16 protein-coding genes are annotated in these 18,638 nt (G+C 57.2%); 8 read left to right on the top strand and 8 right to left on the bottom strand.

The window, feature by feature from the left end:
- Positions 1 to 43: 43 nt before the first annotated feature.
- Positions 44 to 1,327 (bottom strand): diaminopimelate decarboxylase, encoded by a 1,284-nt coding sequence (lysA, locus tag ACL2XJ_RS12675; RefSeq protein WP_413726888.1) that lies wholly within the window; start codon positions 1,325 to 1,327, stop codon positions 44 to 46.
- Positions 1,328 to 1,465: 138 nt separating this feature from the next.
- On the opposite strand from lysA, the gene ACL2XJ_RS12670 reads away from it, so the two are divergent.
- A complete protein-coding gene (locus ACL2XJ_RS12670) occupies positions 1,466 to 2,392 on the top strand; it encodes a LysR family transcriptional regulator (protein WP_413726668.1) in 927 nt (308 codons plus the stop codon).
- Positions 2,393 to 2,409: 17 nt separating this feature from the next.
- Here the strand turns inward: ACL2XJ_RS12670 and ACL2XJ_RS12665 are convergent, their stop codons facing one another.
- Together ACL2XJ_RS12665 and ACL2XJ_RS12660 are read right to left on the bottom strand one after the other, a co-directional pair.
- A complete protein-coding gene (locus ACL2XJ_RS12665; RefSeq protein WP_413726667.1) occupies positions 2,410 to 3,567 on the bottom strand; it encodes an MFS transporter in 1,158 nt (385 codons plus the stop codon).
- A gap of 129 nt (positions 3,568 to 3,696) precedes the next feature.
- A complete protein-coding gene (locus ACL2XJ_RS12660; RefSeq protein WP_413726666.1) occupies positions 3,697 to 4,419 on the bottom strand; it encodes a tetratricopeptide repeat protein in 723 nt (240 codons plus the stop codon).
- Between the two features lie 597 nt (positions 4,420 to 5,016).
- Between ACL2XJ_RS12660 and ACL2XJ_RS12655 the strand changes: the two genes are divergently transcribed.
- Positions 5,017 to 6,603, top strand: coding sequence for a hypothetical protein (locus tag ACL2XJ_RS12655; protein ID WP_132923281.1), 1,587 nt, complete (start codon positions 5,017 to 5,019; stop codon positions 6,601 to 6,603).
- 70 nt (positions 6,604 to 6,673) lie between these two features.
- Here ACL2XJ_RS12655 and ACL2XJ_RS12650 read toward each other — a convergent pair whose 3' ends face one another.
- The 5 genes from ACL2XJ_RS12650 to ACL2XJ_RS12630 form a co-directional block, all read right to left on the bottom strand.
- The gene (locus ACL2XJ_RS12650; protein ID WP_132923282.1) at positions 6,674 to 7,702 is read right to left on the bottom strand and encodes an NAD(P)H-quinone oxidoreductase; all 1,029 of its coding nucleotides are present in this window, start codon (positions 7,700 to 7,702) and stop codon (positions 6,674 to 6,676) included.
- A gap of 336 nt (positions 7,703 to 8,038) precedes the next feature.
- A complete protein-coding gene (locus tag ACL2XJ_RS12645) occupies positions 8,039 to 8,398 on the bottom strand; it encodes a hypothetical protein (RefSeq protein WP_413726665.1) in 360 nt (119 codons plus the stop codon).
- The gene (locus ACL2XJ_RS12640; RefSeq protein ID WP_413726664.1) at positions 8,395 to 10,713 is read right to left on the bottom strand and encodes a hypothetical protein; all 2,319 of its coding nucleotides are present in this window, start codon (positions 10,711 to 10,713) and stop codon (positions 8,395 to 8,397) included. The genes ACL2XJ_RS12645 and ACL2XJ_RS12640 overlap by 4 nt, the downstream gene beginning before the upstream one ends.
- A 177-nt stretch (positions 10,714 to 10,890) precedes the next feature.
- Positions 10,891 to 11,676 (bottom strand): SDR family oxidoreductase, encoded by a 786-nt coding sequence (locus tag ACL2XJ_RS12635; protein WP_132923285.1) that lies wholly within the window; start codon positions 11,674 to 11,676, stop codon positions 10,891 to 10,893.
- A gap of 23 nt (positions 11,677 to 11,699) precedes the next feature.
- Positions 11,700 to 12,602 carry a GntR family transcriptional regulator gene (locus ACL2XJ_RS12630; RefSeq protein WP_413726663.1) on the bottom strand — a complete coding sequence of 301 codons (903 nt, stop codon included), beginning with the start codon at positions 12,600 to 12,602 and terminating at the stop codon, positions 11,700 to 11,702.
- A 196-nt stretch (positions 12,603 to 12,798) separates the two neighbouring features.
- Between ACL2XJ_RS12630 and ACL2XJ_RS12625 the strand changes: the two genes are divergently transcribed.
- From ACL2XJ_RS12625 to ACL2XJ_RS12600, 6 genes are read left to right on the top strand one after another with little or no spacing between them, the layout of a single operon-like run.
- Entirely contained in the window at positions 12,799 to 13,617 is an 819-nt protein-coding gene (locus ACL2XJ_RS12625) for an ABC transporter substrate-binding protein (protein ID WP_132923287.1), read from the top strand.
- 32 nt (positions 13,618 to 13,649) lie between these two features.
- Entirely contained in the window at positions 13,650 to 14,372 is a 723-nt protein-coding gene (locus ACL2XJ_RS12620) for an amino acid ABC transporter permease (protein ID WP_132923288.1), read from the top strand.
- A gap of 9 nt (positions 14,373 to 14,381) precedes the next feature.
- On the top strand, positions 14,382 to 15,149 hold the full coding sequence (locus tag ACL2XJ_RS12615) for an amino acid ABC transporter ATP-binding protein (RefSeq protein WP_132923289.1): 768 nt from the start codon (positions 14,382 to 14,384) through the stop codon (positions 15,147 to 15,149).
- Between the two features lie 25 nt (positions 15,150 to 15,174).
- Positions 15,175 to 16,350, top strand: coding sequence for a M20 family metallopeptidase (locus tag ACL2XJ_RS12610; protein WP_132927870.1), 1,176 nt, complete (start codon positions 15,175 to 15,177; stop codon positions 16,348 to 16,350).
- The gene (locus tag ACL2XJ_RS12605; RefSeq protein ID WP_413726662.1) at positions 16,347 to 17,441 is read left to right on the top strand and encodes a mandelate racemase/muconate lactonizing enzyme family protein; all 1,095 of its coding nucleotides are present in this window, start codon (positions 16,347 to 16,349) and stop codon (positions 17,439 to 17,441) included. The genes ACL2XJ_RS12610 and ACL2XJ_RS12605 overlap by 4 nt, the downstream gene beginning before the upstream one ends.
- On the top strand, positions 17,441 to 18,616 hold the full coding sequence (locus ACL2XJ_RS12600) for a M24 family metallopeptidase (RefSeq protein WP_132923291.1): 1,176 nt from the start codon (positions 17,441 to 17,443) through the stop codon (positions 18,614 to 18,616). Before ACL2XJ_RS12605 ends, ACL2XJ_RS12600 begins: the two co-directional genes overlap by 1 nt.
- The last annotated feature ends 22 nt before the right edge of the window (positions 18,617 to 18,638 follow it).

Genomic DNA, 18,638 nt, shown 5'->3' with positions numbered 1-18,638 from the left:
GCCGCAGGGCGCTTCCGTTACTCGCTCCGGCGCGGGCTAACGATTAGGCCGGAGGGAGATCTTCCGGCACCTGTTCCAGCGCCAGCAGTTCGTCCAGCGTTTGGCGCCGACGAATAAGGCGCGGGTGTCCTTGTTCATATAACACCTCCGGCAATAACGGCCGGCTGTTGTAGTTTGACGACATGGACGCGCCATAAGCGCCGGTGTCATGGAACACCAGATAATCCCCCACCCGCGCCTCGGGCAGCATGCGCGGTTCCACGCCGCCGCCGGCCAGCTGCGTGAAGACGTCGCCGGATTCGCATAACGGACCGGCCACCACCGTGGCACGGTCGCCCTGCTCCACGGGCGGACGGCCGTCGGCGGGGATCAGCGAAATATGGTGATAGCTGCCGTACATGGCCGGGCGCATCAGATCGTTGAATCCGGCGTCCACCAGCACGAAATGGCGGCTGCCCATCTCTTTCACAGCCCGAACCTGAGCCACCAGCACGCCGGCTTCCGCCACCAAAAAACGGCCCGGTTCAATTTCCAGCGTCACCGGATGTCCCAGATGGCGGCTTATTTTCCGGCGCGCGGCATCCCACAGGCCAAAATAGTGCTCGGTATTGATGGCCTCCTCGCCGAACTGGTAGGGTACGGATAAACCGCCGCCGGCGGAAATGGCGTGCAAATCCTGACCGGAGGCGATAACGGCTTCCACCATGGCCTCGCACACCTGCTGCAAATGATCGTAATCCACCCCGGAGCCGATATGCATATGAAAACCAATCAGCTTCAGTCCATAGCGCCGGATCTCGGCGAAAGCCCGCGGCAAATCCCCATGCCAAATGCCGTGTTTACTGTTTTCGCCGCCGGTATTGGTTTTCTGGCTGTGGCCATGGCCGAAACCCGGATTTATCCGCAGCCAGACCCCGTGCCCCGGTGAGCGCGCGCCCAGCTGCGTCAGCATATCCACCGAGCCGGCGTTCACAGGTATCCCCAGTTCCGCCACCCGCTGCAAGGTCGGCTCGTCGAACACATCCGCGGTAAACACGATCTCGCTCGGCGACTGTCCCGGTGTGAAGCCCGCCAGCAAGGCGCGTTCGATCTCCCCCAGGGAAACCGAATCCACTTTCACCCCGTGCTCCCGCATCAGACGCAATATATGCGTATTGGAACAGGCTTTTTGCGCGAAACGGATAACATCGAATTGTCGCAGCTGACGAATGCGCTGGATGATAATTTCCGCTTCATATACCCAAACCGGGCCGCCGAAGCGTTGCGCCAGGGAACGGAGATTATTCGCGTTCAAGGCGCCGGCGTTTTCATAAAGGCTATGGGGCATGGTTTCCTCGTTCTTGACCTGATTACCGGGACGTTCCACCGCCGGCTATTATCCGTGATCCTCGCCCGGGTGATAAAATATCTATATAAGGCAAAGCTATTCATTTATGATATGGCTTTGCACTTTCGGAGCGACTGCATGGCCGCCATCACCTTGCGCCATATCGATATTTTTCATGCGGTAATGACCACCGGTAACCTCACCGCCGCCGCGGCGCTGCTGCACACCTCGCAGCCCACCGTAAGCCGTGAGCTGGCGCGCTTTGAGCATTTGCTGCAGTTAACCCTGTTTGAGCGGACCAAGGGCCGGCTGAAACCCACCGGCGAAGGGTTGCGACTGTTTGAAGAGGTGCAGCGTTCCTACTATGGGCTGGATCGGATTCTCGGGGCGGCCCAGGCTATCCGGCAATACCGGCAAACCCAGCTTTCGGTGGCCTGCCTGCCGGTATTTTCCCAGTCCCTGCTGCCTGAAGCGTGCCGGACCTTTTTCCAGCGCTACCCGGAGGCGAGCCTGAGCGTCGTCCCGCAGGAGTCGCCGTTGCTGGATGAATGGCTTTCCGCCCAGCGCCATGACCTCGGTCTGACGGAAAACACCTTCACTCCCGCCGGTACCGAACGGCAAACCCTGATGACACTGAACGAGGTTTGCGTACTGCCGGCGGGACATCCCCTGAGCGTAAAAGACGTCCTGACGCCGGAAGATTTTCACCACCTGCCCTTTATCAGCCTCTCCGTCACCGACGGCTATCGCCAACTGCTGGACCGGCTGTTCGAACAGCGGGAGATAACCCGCCGACTGGTGCTGGAAACGCACAGCGCCGCATCGGTATGCGCCATGGTGCGTGCCGGTGTGGGCATCTCCATTGTCAATCCCCTCACCGCCCTGGACTACGCCGCCAGCGGGGTAGTGATCAAGCCCTTCAGCATCGGCGTGCCTTTCACCGTGAGCTTGGTCAGGCCGCTGCATCGGCCGGCCTCCTCGCTGGCGACGCAGTTCATCCACCATTTGCAGGCGCTTGCCGATAGCATTCCGGCCAGGCTGACGCAGGCCACCGGCAGTAATTAATAAGCCGGCGCGAAATATTATGCCACCGCCGGGCGGCGCGGCGGACGACGGAAAGTGACCAGGCAGACCGCCAGCCCTATCAGCGCCAACGCACAGGCGGCCATGGGCACCCGGGTCAGACCAAAACCAATGGCAATAACCTTGCCGCCGGCCCAGGCTCCCAGCGCATTACCGATATTAAACGCCGAGATATTCAGGGTCGACACCAGATTGGGCGCATCATCGCCGTGGGTCACAACGTTGATTTGCAATGCCGGCACGGTGCTGAAGGTGGCCAACGCCCATAAAAACAGGGTAATTTCCGCCGGCAGAAGCTGATGACTGGTCCAACTGAACAGCAGCGAAAAGACCGCAATAAACGAAAAGCTCAGCAGCAGGCTGGCGGAAAGCCGCCAGTCGGCCAGTCGGCCGCCGATAAAATTCCCCAGAGTCAGGCCTGCGCCGATCAAAAACAGCGTCCAGCTGACGCCGCGATTGCCCACGCCGGTAACCTGCAGCAGCAGCGGCGCAATATAACTGAATAAGGTGAACATCGCCGCGGCAAAACAGACCGTCATCAGCAGCGACAGCAGCAGGCTGCCGTTGCGCAGGGCGGCGAACTCCCTGGCCAGATCCGGGGACTCCGCATTTCGCTGTGACGGCAGGCTTGCCAGCAACGCGATAAAGGCCGCCACGCCGAGCGCCGACACGCACCAGAAGGTGGCCCGCCAGCCGTAAAGCTGCCCCAGCCAGGTGCCGATGGGCACCCCGAGCACATTGGCCAGCGTTAAGCCGGTAAACATCAGCGCCACCGCCGAAGCCCGGCGATTCGGCGCCACCAGCCCGGCGGCCACCACCGACCCGATACCAAAAAACGCGCCGTGACACAGCGCCGTCACTACCCGTGCAAACATCAGCAAGCCATAACCATAGGCCCAGGCGCACAAGGCATTACCCACCACAAAGATCACCATCAACAACGCCAGACAGCTTTTGCGCGGCAAGCGGGCGGTAAGCACCGCCATGATCGGCGCGCCCACGGCCACCCCGAGGGCGTAGCCGCTAATCAGCCAGCCGGCATCCGGCAGCGACACCTTGAGATCCGCCGCCACCTGCGGCAGTAACCCCATGATAACGAATTCGGTGGTTCCAATGGCAAAGGCGCTCAGGGCCAGGGCCAATAGGGCAATAGGCATAACACACTCCATGACTTAACCGCCGCGGGCCGGGCGGGCTGTGAAAAAACAGGAGGGATAAAGAGGAAGATCGTTTTTTTTATAATTAGAAAAGTAACACAATTGTTATGCCGCGCCAACGCCGCGCTATCAATAGAGCGAAACCCGCAAAAACCTGCCGTCGGCGCGGACGTTCATACCGAAGCCGCAATCCCCAGAGACCGTATCAAGCTGCACGTCGCCTGGGGAAAAGGTCATATTCACCTGGCAGGCCGAACCGCTGTCAGCGGCATCCTGGCTATAGGTAGCCTTGCCATCGCTAATGGGCTCTACCACCGAAAAAGAACCCATGTTCGGACCATAATACATCCCCATGCCGGGCATGTAATATCCGTTAAAGGTGATTTTCCAGGCATTGCCGTCCGCGGGCATGACCGACAGCACGCTCCACACGCCCTGACCGGCATAACGCCAGTAATTCCCCATCGGCGTGGCCGCCAGCGCGGGAGCAAGCCGCGCCAATATCGGTTGAAGCAGCGCCAGATTCACCCGGCTTTTAGGATCGTCCGGCGCCAGTGAAAGCCAGGCGTTGGCTTTCAAGGGTTCACCGGATCGAAACAAGGCCAGCGCGGTATTATTATAAGCGGTGGCAAGCGCCGGCGCCGGCAGGCGGCAAAATTCCCCCCAGGCAGCCTGGGCGGTAAACTCTTCAACGGCGCGGGCCATATCTCCCTGCCGGTAGGCCGCCGTTCCCGCCTGCCCATAGCCGTCTATCTTGCCGCAGTCGGTTTTGATCTGTTCTTCCTGCGACGCAAAACCGGTAACGGCATAGAACCCGGCCAGCAATGCCCACGCTTTACATTTCCAGTGCATAATCACTCATTAATTGTCGAGAACATTATCCGATAGCAATAATGATATGCGGGGAACGATAAGTAAAGCCGGCGCTTACGGTATAAGGTGTGCTGATGTTTTAATGCCAATATCTTAGCGAGCCGGGTCGCAAATGCGCTGTTTATTTCCGTTGCGCTATAACGGGGGAATCCAAAGCGTAAAGCAGATTTATGAGAAATAAAATGCCTTTGAAAAAAGAATATAAGTCTATTTGATATTTAATGCTAATGAACTGCAAATAATTTATGAATCAAGCCTTTTTTTGTCGTGACATTAATATCAATATAGAGAGAACTGATATACAGCACAGAAAATCATTCTACCCTTTACCCTCCTTGCCATTGATTTAATAAAAGGTAATGTATAAAGTCAATTGATACCGGTTACGGCCGGCGCTTTTGCATAATGACCACCTATATATCCAAATATTAATAAGACCGCTTTGAATAAATCATCCAATGCGGCTAATGAGTTATTTTAATTCGCTTAACCCATGGGAAACTCTTTTTTATAACACTTCCTACCACCTGGTACTGAATCAAACAGAATTTTTTTTGTTTTATGAGGAGCGCCAATATGAAGAGACGTACATTTTTAACAGGTGCCGCTGCATTAGGTCTCACCGCGGGAACATCGGCAGCCCGAGCGGTCGCCGCCGAAAGTCCCCCTTCCGGGGGGATTACGGCGTTGCCGGATGAAATTGCCACGGCGCTAGCGCGTTTTCGCGCAACGATCCCGGTCAATTTCGATCGGGCCTATGTGGAGAATGTTGTAGTCCCGTATTTCCTCAGCAGCTTTTACGAAGGGGAAAGACCGAAGCTGCCATTAATAGATCTTATACTGAGCAAAGAAAATGCCTTGCCCCAAGATCTTTGGGGCCTCATTTATTCAGAGTGGCAACCGACGCCGGAAGAAGGCAGTACGGTATTTTTACAGGGATTGGAGAACCGTGGTGAAAATAATCTGCGTAAACGAATTTACTTTTCCGCGATGACAACGGACCTTTACAAACCCATGTATAGCGAGAAGGTGAGCGCTTTCTTTGATGAGCTGATGGATCCGAAATTTGCCGACATCCCTTTTATGCGCCATTACCTGGACTACTACTTCGATCTCTATTGGGATTTGCATGTGGGCGTAAAAGGAAATGCCATTCCCGCCGAGGTGCGTGAAATCGGTGAAGCATTCAATACGGTGCTGGCCTATCGCAATCCGCTGCAACCCATCGTTTATGAAAACTACATGGCGGTACGTAAACGGCTGGATTTCCTGAGGACCTGGATCGATGAACGGGTGGAGGATATTGCCAATGGCCGCATCGCCAATCCCGAAAAAACCCTGGCATGGTATTGGCTGAAAAATGCCGGCGACGGTACGCATTTCAGTAAAAAGGATATCATTTTCGAGTGTTTCCACAACTTTGTCGCCCTGAGCCAATGGGGAAATTCCCTGTACGGCATAATGTCGCGCTTAAGTGAAAATGACGGCGACAAGGCGGTTCGGAGCAGTTTCCAAAAAACCATGAGCGGGGACTTCGACCATGCCAACGGCGCGCCTTATACTCCGCTGGAATTGTTCGTCATGGAGTTGTTCCGCACCATCTCTCCCAACAGCGGCAGTATTTCAGCCATCCACGATGCCCGCGATTCCGCTTATGGCGAATCTCCCCATCGCAGCCTTGGCCTTTCCTTTGAACGCCACAGCTATCTGATTACGCCGCATACCGCCACAAGCTTCAGCCGAGAGCTTTGGAAAGAGCCGGATACGTTCGATCCCGATCGTTACCGCGAGGTTCCCACCAGTGCCGACATCGACGAGGAAAAATGCCGGCAGGTAGGACTGGCGCGCTGTCCGTTCGACATGACCTCATTCGAGGTTAAAGACGGGCGCAAGGTGAGCATTACCAACAGCGGTTTCGGCACGGTATTCGGCGTGGCGGACGGACAGCCCAGTCCGGTATGTGATTTTGCCGGCTTCGCCCCATTTGGGTTCAGCTATCGCCGGTGTCCGGGGGAACAACTCACCATCCGGGTGTTTGAGGATTTTTTGCGCAAAGTTTGGAAAGAGAAGATTATCTTTCGCAAGCTGCCCCTCACCCAGCCTGGACGCGTGCCCATCGGCCCCACAGCGGTGATTGACGACAATATTGGCTTTAGCCGCTAGGATTGCAGATTGACAAGACAGACAACGTGCCCGATGCGGGCACGTCTGCCTAAAATCCGGCTATTTCCTTTCAGACCAACAGGTCGACGTAACCCGGCGTCACCAGCATTATCTTGCCGATATGCGTGCTGGCCTCCATCGTGGTATGGGCATCGCAGGCCCGGTATAAAGGAAAAGTGCTATCGATTAGCGGCTGCAAACGGCCATCCGCCAGCAACGGCCAGACTTTCTCCTGCAAATCAGCGGCAATGGCCGCTTTTTCCTCAATTGACCTTGGACGTAACGTGGTGCCGGTGTGGGTCAAACGTTTGGATAACAACGGCATCAAATTGAGTTCCCTGGCCGGACCGTGCTGTATACCGATTTGCAAAATGCGGCCTTCCACCGCCGCGGCGGCATAGTTTCTCGCCACATAATCGCCGGCGACCAAATCCACAATCACATCCGCGCCGTGCCCGCCGGTCAGCCGTTTCGTTTCGGCGACAAAATCATGGGTGCGGTAATTAATGGCGCTGTCGGCGCCAAGCTTAATGGCCGCCGCGCATTTTTCCTCCGACCCCACGGTGGTCAGGACCGTGGCGCCGAACGCTTTTGCCAGCATGATGGAAACCGTACCGATACCGGAGGTGCCGCCATGCACCAGCAGGATTTCGCCGGCCTGGAGTTTCCCGCGCTGGAACAGGTTGGCCCAGACGGTAAAAAATGTCTCCGGCAGCGCCGCCGCCTGCAATAAAGAGAAGCCGCGTGGGATAGGGAGCGCGTTGGTTTCATGGACGACGCAATATTCGGCGTAACCGCCGCCGGCAATCAGGGCGCAGACCTTATCTCCCACCGCAAAACGGCTGACATCCGGGCCCACGGCCACCACTTCACCGGCGATTTCCAGTCCGGGGATCAGGGAGGCGCCGGGAGGGGGCGGATATGATCCCGCCCGTTGCATCACATCGGGACGGTTGACCCCCGCCGCCGCCACTCTCACCAGCAAATAACCCGCATCCGGCCGGGGAACCGGCATTTCAATAGCCACTAATTGCTCCGGTCCGCCGGGCTGTTTGATATCAATCGCTTGCATTACTGAGGGAATGGCAATAGCAGTCATGACTCTTGTCCTGTTAGGGTAGATTATAGGGATAATAGCCCTATGCCGTGGCAACGGCAAAGCGGATAAAGGGTATGACTGTGCTCGCTCTGATCGCTAAGGTGAGTCGGGGGATATATTCACAGTGAAAAATTGAGTTGGATTATTATATAGTGCATTTTTAGTAAGTATGCCTGTTACACAAGAGAAGCCACGAGGAATCGGCCGACTGTGGGTTCAGGGGAAAGACAATAAACCGTGGGCAATGAGCGTGCATACTTAATCCCCTGCTGTAAAATCATGAAAGTAGCTATTATACATCTCAGCCAAAAAATGCTGAGAGCAATTGATAAAATATCAATTGTTATCTGCTGAAGCCATGTAAGTTTTAATAAATTTATAAAATTCAGTCACCTCATCAAGCTCGCACTGATTTTCCAATATCTCCGCGACTTGTCCTCCTAACGAAGAGTAAATTACACATTTTTCAAAAATTGCTTGTCTTTGATATTTATAATAATCATAATTTATATTATAGGCATTCCCTTTCCTGTTTATTTCATGTTTAATTTTATTTTCCATTTTTTCGGTCTCAATTTGTATCGAAGCAACCATATCAGGATGTGAAGATTTAATAGAATCATGGCTCATTTTCTCACTAGCAATTGAAAGCAAAGGACATAAAATAAATAAGTAATAAATTGTTATTTTTTTCATAGGGCGATTTCCCTGTTCTCCGCTAGAAGTTTCAATAAATCTCTTTTTTCATTTTTAGCTCTTGAACGCAAATCATTCCATAATTTCGGTGACGATTTAAATATTTCTTCAACATGGTCGTGCTTATAGTCCTGAACCAATGTTATCACATCTTTTTCAGACAAATTTTGGAAGACTCTCCCGGCTAAAGCCCGAATTATAAGAGTAGTTGCAGGCCCTATTTGAACCGATGTCGACCAAACAAGATCATGTATAGCAGCATTGCTATTTGTAATAATAATTCCATTTCTTTTTAAAAAATTCATTTGTACATCATAATGAGTATTTTTTATATAATCATGTTGCTCTTTAGAAAATTCGTCTCTATAAGTTTCTGAAATGAGTTTCCATTTATTATTAAATTCAGCGGTTGCTGGTTCAAGGCGGTCAAATTCTTTATTGAACTTTGAACAAGAGATAAATTTATGAACAACTTTTAATTTTGAAGAAAATTGATAGCGCCCATAGGACACGCCACCATAATCGCCCCTACCGGTGGATATTACCCCTGGCCCTCTCCCCGCAGATTCATAACGCTCAGACGTTTTACCTAATTCCCAGTATATTATTTCCTGTGTGTTCTGAGCAATCGCCTCCAAAAACGTCACCGGATGCAAATGCCACAGCGCCTCGCTGCTGCGTATCTCCGGCACGTCCTTCATCCATACTAGCGCATCTATAAACTGCCGGTTGTAAAGCGCCAGGGCCGGCTGATATTTGCCCTGCTCGTCCAGCGCCGCCCGCCACAGCGCCGACATTCCGTCATGCAGCCATTCGCTGTGGTGCTTGACAATAAGACGCTGAACTTGCTTGAGAATATGTGATTGCCGGTTGTGCAGAAACTGCCACAGTCTTTTACTGAATTTTTCCCCATCGCTTTCGAACTCCATCTCCTTGAGCAGCCGCTGGTAGCCCTCGATGTAGGTTAACGAATACATATCGCGGGTGTTCTGTTGCGCCAGCTCGGCGAGCCGCTGAAATCCCTGCCGCAGCCAGCCCTCTCGGGGCGTTTGTCGCACGGTCCGCGGCGGTTCATCCTGCTCCAGCAGGATAAATCCGCGCTTTGCCAGGTCAAACTGATTGACTACGGTCACGTCGCTCTCGGCCAGCCAGGACTGCTCCGCCGGTATCTCATACCACGCGCTATCCCCGGACTTCTGCCAGCGGGTTTTGCTTCGTGGAGTGAAGCGGTCTTCGCCGGTGAGTACCGGGTCGTCGCCGATGGCTAATGCCTCAAAGGTATTATCCCGCTCCCGGTGGAAATAGCGCGGCTTGCCACGGGGGGAATGAATAAAGGGCTCCCCGGCGGTAACCCCGGCCCGGTTGGCCACAAAATCCGGCAGCCGGCTGTCCTGGCTGAACATCTCAAGATGGCAGAAATGATGCGGGGCGCTGTGGGGCGATTCCAGATAGCCGAGGTGGCCGATAATCTCGCCGGCGCTGACCGGCAGCACGTTGTCGCCGGCCAGGGCGACCACCTCGTTGAATACGCCTTTTTGACGGGCCGCTTTCATCCAGCGGGGAAGCGCGCCGGCGCCGCCCCGGCGTTTAAGATACTTCTCCTGCCCCGATATCCAGCCGCTCTCTCCCACCGCCAGCCCGGCGGATACCCCCTCGGGCACGGACATGACCCGCACGTACACAAACGGCACGGCCCGGCGGTCCAGCAGAAAGGTCGCCTCCTCCAGGATTTCCACCGTGCTGAGCCGAGGCAACTGCGTGTAGGTATCCCGCGGGGCCGGGTAACGGTTTTGCACATCGTAACAGGTCCGCGCCTGCGCCCCGTCGCCGCCGGGCAGTCCCTGCCGCACCCAGCCCGGCGCGGGATTGTCCCGGCGGACCTTAAGCGCCGTGGCGGCCACCTCGCCGATGACGGTGTCGCTCGCGCCGTACACCGACAGCGGCGCCAACTGCATCCACAGGGTATAAAAATCCAGCCCGTGCGCCGGTCTGGCCTTATCGGGCACGCAGGTGGATTTCACCAGAATAAACGTCGTGCTGAATTTCAGGGCGCGTTTGTTGTGGACGGCGGCGCGGTAATCGTCGTTGAGCCGGTAGGCCACGATATGGCCGTCGGTCATGCTTTTCAGGCCGTGACCGGCCGGGCCGTCGGGACGGTAAATTGCCCCGGGGACGAAGCTGTCGAAAAGATGGAGGCCGCCGTGCCAATGGCCCTGCGATTTGAGCAGCCAAAAGGCATCGCCCTGGGTGCCCTGCAGGGCCGACATAAATTCGCTTGCCGATGAATACCCATCCGTGGGCAGTACCGTTTTCATCCTGAATGACCTCGTGAAAATGCACAGGTTATCCGCGCACCCTTCCCGTCATTGATTCAAGGACAAATGGCACCGGACAGCGCCCAGCTTATCCGCACGATAGTCTCAATATCTTAAACCGCGGCATATCCCAGGGGATTTGCCGCCGCATTCCGGCACCAGGAGATGTTCCAATCCTTAGCAGGCAGGGATCATGCCGCCGTCTACGCGCAGTACGGATCCGGTGATGTAGGAAGCCTGCCGGCTGGCGAGAAACGCCACCGCCGAGCCATACTCTTCCGGCTCGCCGTAACGGCCCGCCGGAATCGTCGCCAGGCTATTGGCCTTTACCTGCTGCTGACTGATATTCTCGCGTCCGGCGCGGGCGGCATCCAGCTGGCTGACACGGGCGGTGGCGATACGGCCCGGGACAATAACGTTGGCGGTAATGCCCTCGCGAGCCACTTCACCGGCCAGGGTTTTTGACCAGCCGATCAGCGCCATCCGCAGGCTGTTGGATATCGCCAGATTGGCAATAGGCGCCACGACGCCGGAAGACGTGCTGGTCACAATCCGGCCCCATCCCGCCTGGCGCATATCCGGCAGCACTTTATCGGTCAGTTGAATCAGCGACGCCACCATGGCGTTAAACTGCTCCTGCCAGACCCGCGGCTCGACGCCGCTGGCTTTGCCGGGGGGCGGTCCGCCGGAATTGTTCACCAGAATACCGATGGGGCCGAGATCCCGGCGGATCTCCGCCAGCACGCCGTCAAACGTCTCCGGCCGGGCCAGATCCAGGATATAGCGCCGCGCCCGACCGCCGGCCTGCTCAATAAGCGCTACGGTTTCCTCTATGGTGGCCGCCGTGCGGCCGGTTACCGCCACGGCAGCCCCCTCAGCCGCCAGCGCCAGCGCGATGGCGCGTCCGAGACCTCCGCCGGCCCCGGTAACCAGCGCCACTTTGTCATTTATCGCGAAATTCATATTCTTCTCTCTTTCTTGGCAAGCTAGGTATTTTTTTTACTGACTTTATCCGCCACCATGTCGTAAGCGGACTGCAGGTGATGGCGCATTTTCTCCGCCGCCTGGCGCATTTCGCCATCGCGTATCGCGTCCATAATGGACACATGCTCTTCACACCACTCCCTCACCCGCTGCCGGTTGGTATAGCTGCCGAACTCCAGCAGCCGGCGCAGACGGTTTTGCTGCTGGATAGCCTGCAGGACAAAAAAATTGCCGCTGCATTCCGCCAGCAGTTCGTGGAAACTGGCATCGGTTTCAAAGATCTGGCGGCTCTCCACCTGAGTGATATCGGGGTGGGAAATCAGGAACAGGTGTTGCAAACGCAGCCGTTTCAGGGCGCGTTTATCCGCCTTGAACCCCGGCGTCAGCAAATTGGCGGGTTCGATCATCAGTCGGAAACCATAGCCGTTGCGCAAAGCCACATCGGTGTTGAGCGTAGGCTGAAAACGCCAGCCATGGCCCTGGTTGCGTGCGATAAGGCCGTCCTCCGCCAGGCGCAGCAAAGCCCGGGACAATACTCCGCGATCGGCATCGTAGCGTTGGGCAATGTCGGTCTGGGTCAAGGATTCGGGTAAAATGCCGGCGATACGATCTTTCACCAACTGTTCGTAAAGCTCCTGATCGGTGCTGGAAGGCACGTCGATTTTAATCCGTTGCAGTTCGTCATAGGGTTTTACCAGAAAAAACCCCTGGTTGCGGCGCGCTTCCAGAATGCCCAGGCCGGTGAGTAAATTCAGACCGGCGCGCACCGGCGTGCGCGATACGCCGATGGTATCGGCCAACTGTTGTTCCCGTAAATGATGACCTGGCTCGAATCTTGCTTCACATATCAGGTCAAGGATTTGATTCGCCAACCGCCGGCTGGTAGCCGTAGAACGCTGCTCCATGGGATAAACGCCCTGATTAATGTATTTATTGACTTATAATATACAATATCGCGGCCGGCGAACAGACAAGAATAGACCTGAATACTGCCCTAATCTGGTGCGGAAAGCGCACCAAAACAGAGCAGTTAACTATCTTCATAATTGTATTAATTGACTCACAAAGAGCAATCCAATCATTTGAAAACCGGAGCCCGTTATGACCAAGAAAGCCCCATTACGCCGTTATGCCCTGATGTCATTGGTTGTCACCTGCCTGAGCGTATCGTTCTTCAGCCGGGCGGCGGAGCCTGAATGGGTAGAAAAAGGCCGCATGACCTACGGCACCGCCGCGACCTTTATGCCGTTTGAATTCACTAAAGACAATACCATCACTGGATTCGATATCGATTTGATCAATGCGCTGGCGAAGAAACTGTCTTTGACGCCCGCGCCGCTTTCTATGGAGTTCAAGGGGTTGATTCCTGCGCTGCAAGGCAAGCGCATCGATCTCATCAATTCGGCCATGTACATCAATCCCGCCCGTGCGGAGCAGGTTGATTTCGTGCCCTATCTGAAAATCGGCGGCCGGGTTGTGGTGCGTAAAGGTAATCCGGCCAAGATAACCGGACGCGACCATTCCCTGTGCGGCAAAAATGTTGCCGTCACCCTGGGGGGCATCGAAGAGAGCCAGGCGCGGGCGGATAACAAGAACTGCCTGGCCGCCGGTCTGAAGGAGATTAACGTCATGACCTTCCCCGCCGCCACCGATTCCGCTGTATCCGTCGCCCAGGGCAGGGCCGACGCCGAGTTCGTTTCCACCCCCGGCGCGGTGGCGCTGCTGAGCGAAAAAGGCGATGTATTCGAGACCACCGGTCCGGAGTTTGAATCCGACACCCATATCGGCTTTGCGGTGCGCAAAGGCGATGCCGCCATGAAGCAAACCCTGGAAACCGGCCTGAAGGCGGTGGTAGCGGACGGAACCTATAAGCAATTAATTGATAAATGGAAATTTCCCGCTTCCGTATCAATCTTTTAAAGACCCGGGGCAACGCGTTATGAGGAAAAGGTATGTCCATTGATCTTGTCTGGCAATATTTGTGTTCACCGGCATTCTTCCAGGGCGCGGTAATGACCCTGCTGCTGACTCTGTGTTCGCTGTTTTTCGGCGTCGTGATGGGACTTATTCTGGCGTTGCTGCAGGAGTCGCGTTTCAGAGCCGGCCCGGCGCTGGCCTTTGTCTATCTTTGGCTGTTTCGCGGTACGCCGGTGCTATTCCAGATAATCTTTGTCTACAACGTACTGCCGACATTCGGACTGCGCTTCTCCGCCTTTACCTGCGCGGTGCTCGCGCTATCCCTGAATGAAGGCGCCTATATGGCCGAGATTCTGCGCTCCGGCCTGCAGGCGGTGAGAAGCGGCCAGCGCACCGCCGGCATGGCGCTGGGCATGACCGGCGGCCAGATCATGCGCAAGGTGGTACTGCCGCAGGCGGCGCGCATCGTGCTGCCGCCTATGGGCAACCAGATGATCAGCATGTTGAAATCCAGCGCCCTGGTCTCGGTGATTGCGGTACAGGAACTGCTGCTGGTGGCCAACCAGACCGCCAGCGCCAGCTTCCGCTATTTTGAGGCCCTGTGCGCGGCGGGTATTTATTATCTGGTGCTCACCAGCCTGTTTATGGTGTTCCAGGCGTGGCTGGAGCGTGCGCTTGATCCGAAAAAACGCCGCAAGCCCGCGGGTTCGCTTACGGATCGGCTGATCCGCGCCGCCCGCCAGCCGGCCCCACGCTAAGGAGCCCTTATGGAACCAATAACTGTAAATCCTTTAACTACCGCTAAACCCATGCTGGAAATTATCGGCATCGACAAGTTTTTCGGCCGTAACCACATTCTTAAAAATTGCTCGATTAACGTACATAAAGGGGAAACGGTGGTGCTCATCGGGCCCTCTGGCTCGGGTAAATCCACCCTGCTGCGCTGCGTGAATCTGCTGGAGCCGGTGGACGGGGGCGCCATATTTTTCGGTAACCAGGAAATCACCGCCGCCGAGGTGGTGCCGCACCGGATCCGGCAGGAGATCGGTATGGTATTTCAAAACTATGAGCTGTTTTCTCACCTGTCGGCGGCGGAGAACATCATGCTCGCCCCGATGACGGTGTTGGGCATGAGCCGGGCCGATGCCCACGACATCGCGTTGGAACTGCTGGGCAAGGTGCGTATTCCCGATAAAGCCGATGCCTTTCCCGATGAGCTGTCCGGCGGACAGCAGCAGCGGGTGGCCATTGCCCGCGCCCTGGCGATGAAGCCCAAGCTGATGCTGTATGACGAGCCCACCTCGGCCCTGGATCCGGAAATGATCCGCGAAGTGCTGGATGTCATGACCGATCTGAGCGCCGAAGGCATGACCAGCGTGGTGGTTACCCATGAGATGGGATTCGCCAAACGGGCCGCTAACCGCATCGTGTTTATGGAGCGCGGTGAAATCATTGAAAACGCCACCGGCCGGGATTTCTTCGGTGGGGATGTCAGCGAGCGCGCCCAGCGCTTTCTCGATCAGATTTTACATTAAGAAGGGTGTCATTTTGGAGAAGACCATGATTTGCGCCGAGCCCGATATCGCTCGCATGAAACGGGATCTTGCCGCCCTGGTGGCGGTCAATACCGAAAATCCTCCCGGCCGCGAACGGGAAGCGGCGGAGCTTATCGCCGGTTTGCTGGCGGATGCCGGTTTTGATCTGAGCTACAGCGAGTATCAGCCCGGCCGCACCAACGTTATCGCCGTGCTCAACAATGGCGAGGGTCCCTGCTTTGCCTTCAATACCCACATCGATGTGGTGCCGGCCGGTGAAGGCTGGTCCACGGATCCCTTTACGCTGACGGAACGGGAGGGCCGCCTGTACGGGCGCGGCTCCTGCGACGCCAAGGGTCCGCTGGTGGCCATGCTGGAGGCGATGCGTCAGATGGCCGCCCATCGCCACAAGTGGTCCGGCACGCTGATGGGGGTATTTGTGGCTGATGAAGAGGCGGCCAGCGAAGGGGCGAAATTTTATGTCCGCAACAATCCGCCGGCCATCGACTTTGCGGTGATTGGCGAACCCACCTCCAACGCCACCTTCTCAGCCCATAAAGGCAGCCTGCGGCCCTGGGTGCGGGTGGAAGGCGTCACCGCCCACTCCGGCACGCCGGATCTGGGAGAGAATGCGATCTTCCGCGCCGGGCAGTTGCTGGGCTTGATCGAAGAGCAGCATCACACCGAGGTGAAATGCCGCTGCCATCCGCTGGTGGGATCCGCCAGCCTGACGGTTACCCGTATTCAGGGCGGCCATGCCGATAATGTCCTGCCCGGCGCCTGCGACATCCTGCTGGATCGCCGCATGGTGCCCGGCGAGGATGAAGAGGTGGTGAAACAGGAGCTGGAACACCTGCTGACGGTGGCTCGCGAACGTTTCGGCGTGCGGGCCGGCGTCTTGCGGTACCAGCCCACCACCGGCGGCGCCACCGAAACCGCCGCCGATGAAGCCATTGTTCAGGCCGGCCTGGCGGCCTGCCGTGCCCATGGCCAGTCTGAGCCGGGGCCCTTCGGTTTTCAGGGCGGCTGCGATCTGGTGCATTTTCGCAGCCTCGGCACCAAGGGCATCGTCATCGGGCCGGGCTCGCTGGCGGTAGCGCATAAACCCGACGAGTTCGTGCCGTTGGATGAATTTATCAATGCCGGCCGGATTTATCAGCAGGTGGCCTGCGCTATGCTGCCCGCGGAGAACGCCAAGTGAAAGCCGCTCTTTATCGCGCCGATCTGCACTATCGGGGACTGCAGCTGCATACCGCCTCTTCCGGCAGCATCCCCGCCCTTGAGTCGCTCTATCTGGTACTGGACGACGGCCACGGCAGGGGCGTCGGGGAAGTCAGGCTGAATATCGCCTACCTCAACGGTTTTACCGCCGAACAGGTCATGGCGGATGTGCGCCGGGCCCTCGCCGGCCAAGACTGGTCGTTGCCCGCCGCCACGCTGCTGGAGCATTCGGAATCGACGCTATCCCCTTACCTGGCGCCGACCCGCATGCTGCTGGATCTGGCGCTGCATGATATGACCGCCGCCCAGGCGGGTACCAGCGTGGCCGGACTATTAGGCGCGCCGGAGGCGTTTCCCGTGTCTTCCGCCACCAACCAAACCCTGTTCTGGAGCACGCCGGAGGTCTTTTTGCAGCAGGCCGAGGCCTATGTGGCGCGGGGCTTCACCCAGCTCAAAGTCCGCATCGCCATCGGCACGCCGGAGCAGGATATCCAGCGTCTGGCGACGCTGCGTGACCGTTTCGGCGATCGCATCCATCTGGCCGCCGATGCCAACGGCCAGTGGACGCCCGAACAAGCCGCTGAACGTCTGCGAGCCTTGGCGCCTTTCGGCCTGAGCTATGTGGAGCAGCCCATCGGGCCCCAGTGGCCGGATGAAATCCCCCGACTGGCGGAGCACAGTCCCATCCCCTGGATGCTGGATGAAAGCGTCAGCTGCGAGGCCGACGTCGACCGGGTCATTGCCCTTCAGGGCAAGGTTTGGGCCCATCTGAAGCTGGTGAAGCTCGGCGGCATCGCCCCGACGGTGCGGGCCGCCCGGCGGCTGAGGGACGCCGGCATCCCCTTTATGATTGGCCAAATGAACGAAGGCGCCGCCGCCACCGCCGCGGCGCTTCAGGTGGCTTACCTCACCCAGCCCCGCTTTGCCGAACTCTATGGCGCCGACGGCATTATTGACGATCCGGTCAGCGGGGTGATCTACGGCCGGGGCCAGGTCAGCTGTTCTTATTCCACCGGTCTGGGTATTCATTTTGATGCGGGCCGGGCTGTGTTTATTCAGGAGTTTAACTAATGCAAAACGTGGGTAATATTGTCCAGGGCAGTCAATCCGCTTTCGCCCCGGAAGAGTACCGTGGCCGGGTACAGCGGGCGCGCCGGCTGCTGACCGATGCCGGTCTGGACCTGATGATCATCACCGGACCGGAGAATATTTTCTATCTCACCGGCCAGCAGACGCCGGGGTATTACACTTTCCAGGCCATGGTCCTGCCGGTTGACGGCGAGCCGGTGTTTGTTATCCGGCAGCTGGAATATTTCAATTTTATCTCCAATACCTTTATCAGCGACGCCGCCATCTACCAGGACGGGGATAATCCGGTGAATTTCCTGCTGGAGGTGCTGCGCGGACGGGGATGGCTCGATAGCCGCATCGGTATCGATAAACGGGGCTGGTTCCTGCCCATCAGCGTCTATGAGGCCTTGCAGGAAAAACTGGGGGTTATCCATGACGCGGCGGGCATCGTCGAACAGCTGCGGGCGGTGAAGTCGCCGGCGGAAATCGAAAAAATGGCGCTGGCCGCGCGCTATGTAGATGCCGGCATGAAAGCGGGCCGCGATGCCATTGCCGCCGGCGCCACCGAGAACGACCTGGTGGCCGCCATGATGGGACAGGCCATCGCCGCCGGCTCGGAATATGTCGGCATGGAACCGCTGGTCTCCACCGGACCGCGCAGCGGCGTGCCGCACGGTACCTGGCGCCGCCGCCGCATCGCCGCGGGGGATGCGGTATTTCTGGAAATGTCCGCCACCCACGATCGCTATCATGCCGCGCTGATGCGTTCCGCCTGGCTGGGCACCCCGCCCGCCGTCGCGCTGGATATGGAGAAGACCTGCCAGGAAGCCTTGCAGGCCGCCCTGGACGCCATCCGTCCCGGCGCCACCTGCGAAACCCCGCATATCGCCTGCCAGCGGGTGATTGACCGCGCCGGCTATACCGAAAACTTCAAAAAACGCACCGGCTATTCCATCGGCATCGCCTTTGCGCCGGACTGGGGCGAAGGGGCGATCCTGAGCCTCTATAGCGGCATCACCACCGAACTGCGGCCGGGCATGACGTTCCATATCCCGCCGGCGCTGCGGGTTTACGGGGAATTTACCGTCGGCGTCAGCGAAACCATTGTCGTCACCGAAACCGGCTACCGGGTACTGGGTTCAACCGAGCGTCCGCTCTATCAGTTAGGGTCATAATCGCCGGGGGTGGCCTGCCACC

The organism is Sodalis sp. RH16, from assembly GCF_047324245.1.
In the GTDB taxonomy this organism is placed as follows: domain Bacteria; phylum Pseudomonadota; class Gammaproteobacteria; order Enterobacterales; family Enterobacteriaceae; genus Acerihabitans; species Acerihabitans ligni.
The sequence above is the reverse complement of the archived record's forward strand: the minus strand, read 5'-3'. Positions and strand labels throughout refer to the sequence as shown.

Bases quoted from the DNA above. Each gene is read 5' to 3' on its own strand.
- lysA (WP_413726888.1), bottom strand. From the start codon at position 1,327: ATGCCCCATAGCCTTTATGAAAACGCCGGCGCCTTGAACGCGAATAAT.
- ACL2XJ_RS12670 (WP_413726668.1), top strand. From the start codon at position 1,466: ATGGCCGCCATCACCTTGCGCCATATCGATATTTTTCATGCGGTAATG.
- ACL2XJ_RS12665 (WP_413726667.1), bottom strand. From the start codon at position 3,567: ATGCCTATTGCCCTATTGGCCCTGGCCCTGAGCGCCTTTGCCATTGGA.
- ACL2XJ_RS12660 (WP_413726666.1), bottom strand. From the start codon at position 4,419: ATGCACTGGAAATGTAAAGCGTGGGCATTGCTGGCCGGGTTCTATGCC.
- ACL2XJ_RS12655 (WP_132923281.1), top strand. From the start codon at position 5,017: ATGAAGAGACGTACATTTTTAACAGGTGCCGCTGCATTAGGTCTCACC.
- ACL2XJ_RS12650 (WP_132923282.1), bottom strand. From the start codon at position 7,702: ATGACTGCTATTGCCATTCCCTCAGTAATGCAAGCGATTGATATCAAA.
- ACL2XJ_RS12645 (WP_413726665.1), bottom strand. From the start codon at position 8,398: ATGAAAAAAATAACAATTTATTACTTATTTATTTTATGTCCTTTGCTT.
- ACL2XJ_RS12640 (WP_413726664.1), bottom strand. From the start codon at position 10,713: ATGAAAACGGTACTGCCCACGGATGGGTATTCATCGGCAAGCGAATTT.
- ACL2XJ_RS12635 (WP_132923285.1), bottom strand. From the start codon at position 11,676: ATGAATTTCGCGATAAATGACAAAGTGGCGCTGGTTACCGGGGCCGGC.
- ACL2XJ_RS12630 (WP_413726663.1), bottom strand. From the start codon at position 12,602: ATGGAGCAGCGTTCTACGGCTACCAGCCGGCGGTTGGCGAATCAAATC.
- ACL2XJ_RS12625 (WP_132923287.1), top strand. From the start codon at position 12,799: ATGACCAAGAAAGCCCCATTACGCCGTTATGCCCTGATGTCATTGGTT.
- ACL2XJ_RS12620 (WP_132923288.1), top strand. From the start codon at position 13,650: ATGTCCATTGATCTTGTCTGGCAATATTTGTGTTCACCGGCATTCTTC.
- ACL2XJ_RS12615 (WP_132923289.1), top strand. From the start codon at position 14,382: ATGGAACCAATAACTGTAAATCCTTTAACTACCGCTAAACCCATGCTG.
- ACL2XJ_RS12610 (WP_132927870.1), top strand. From the start codon at position 15,175: ATGATTTGCGCCGAGCCCGATATCGCTCGCATGAAACGGGATCTTGCC.
- ACL2XJ_RS12600 (WP_132923291.1), top strand. From the start codon at position 17,441: ATGCAAAACGTGGGTAATATTGTCCAGGGCAGTCAATCCGCTTTCGCC.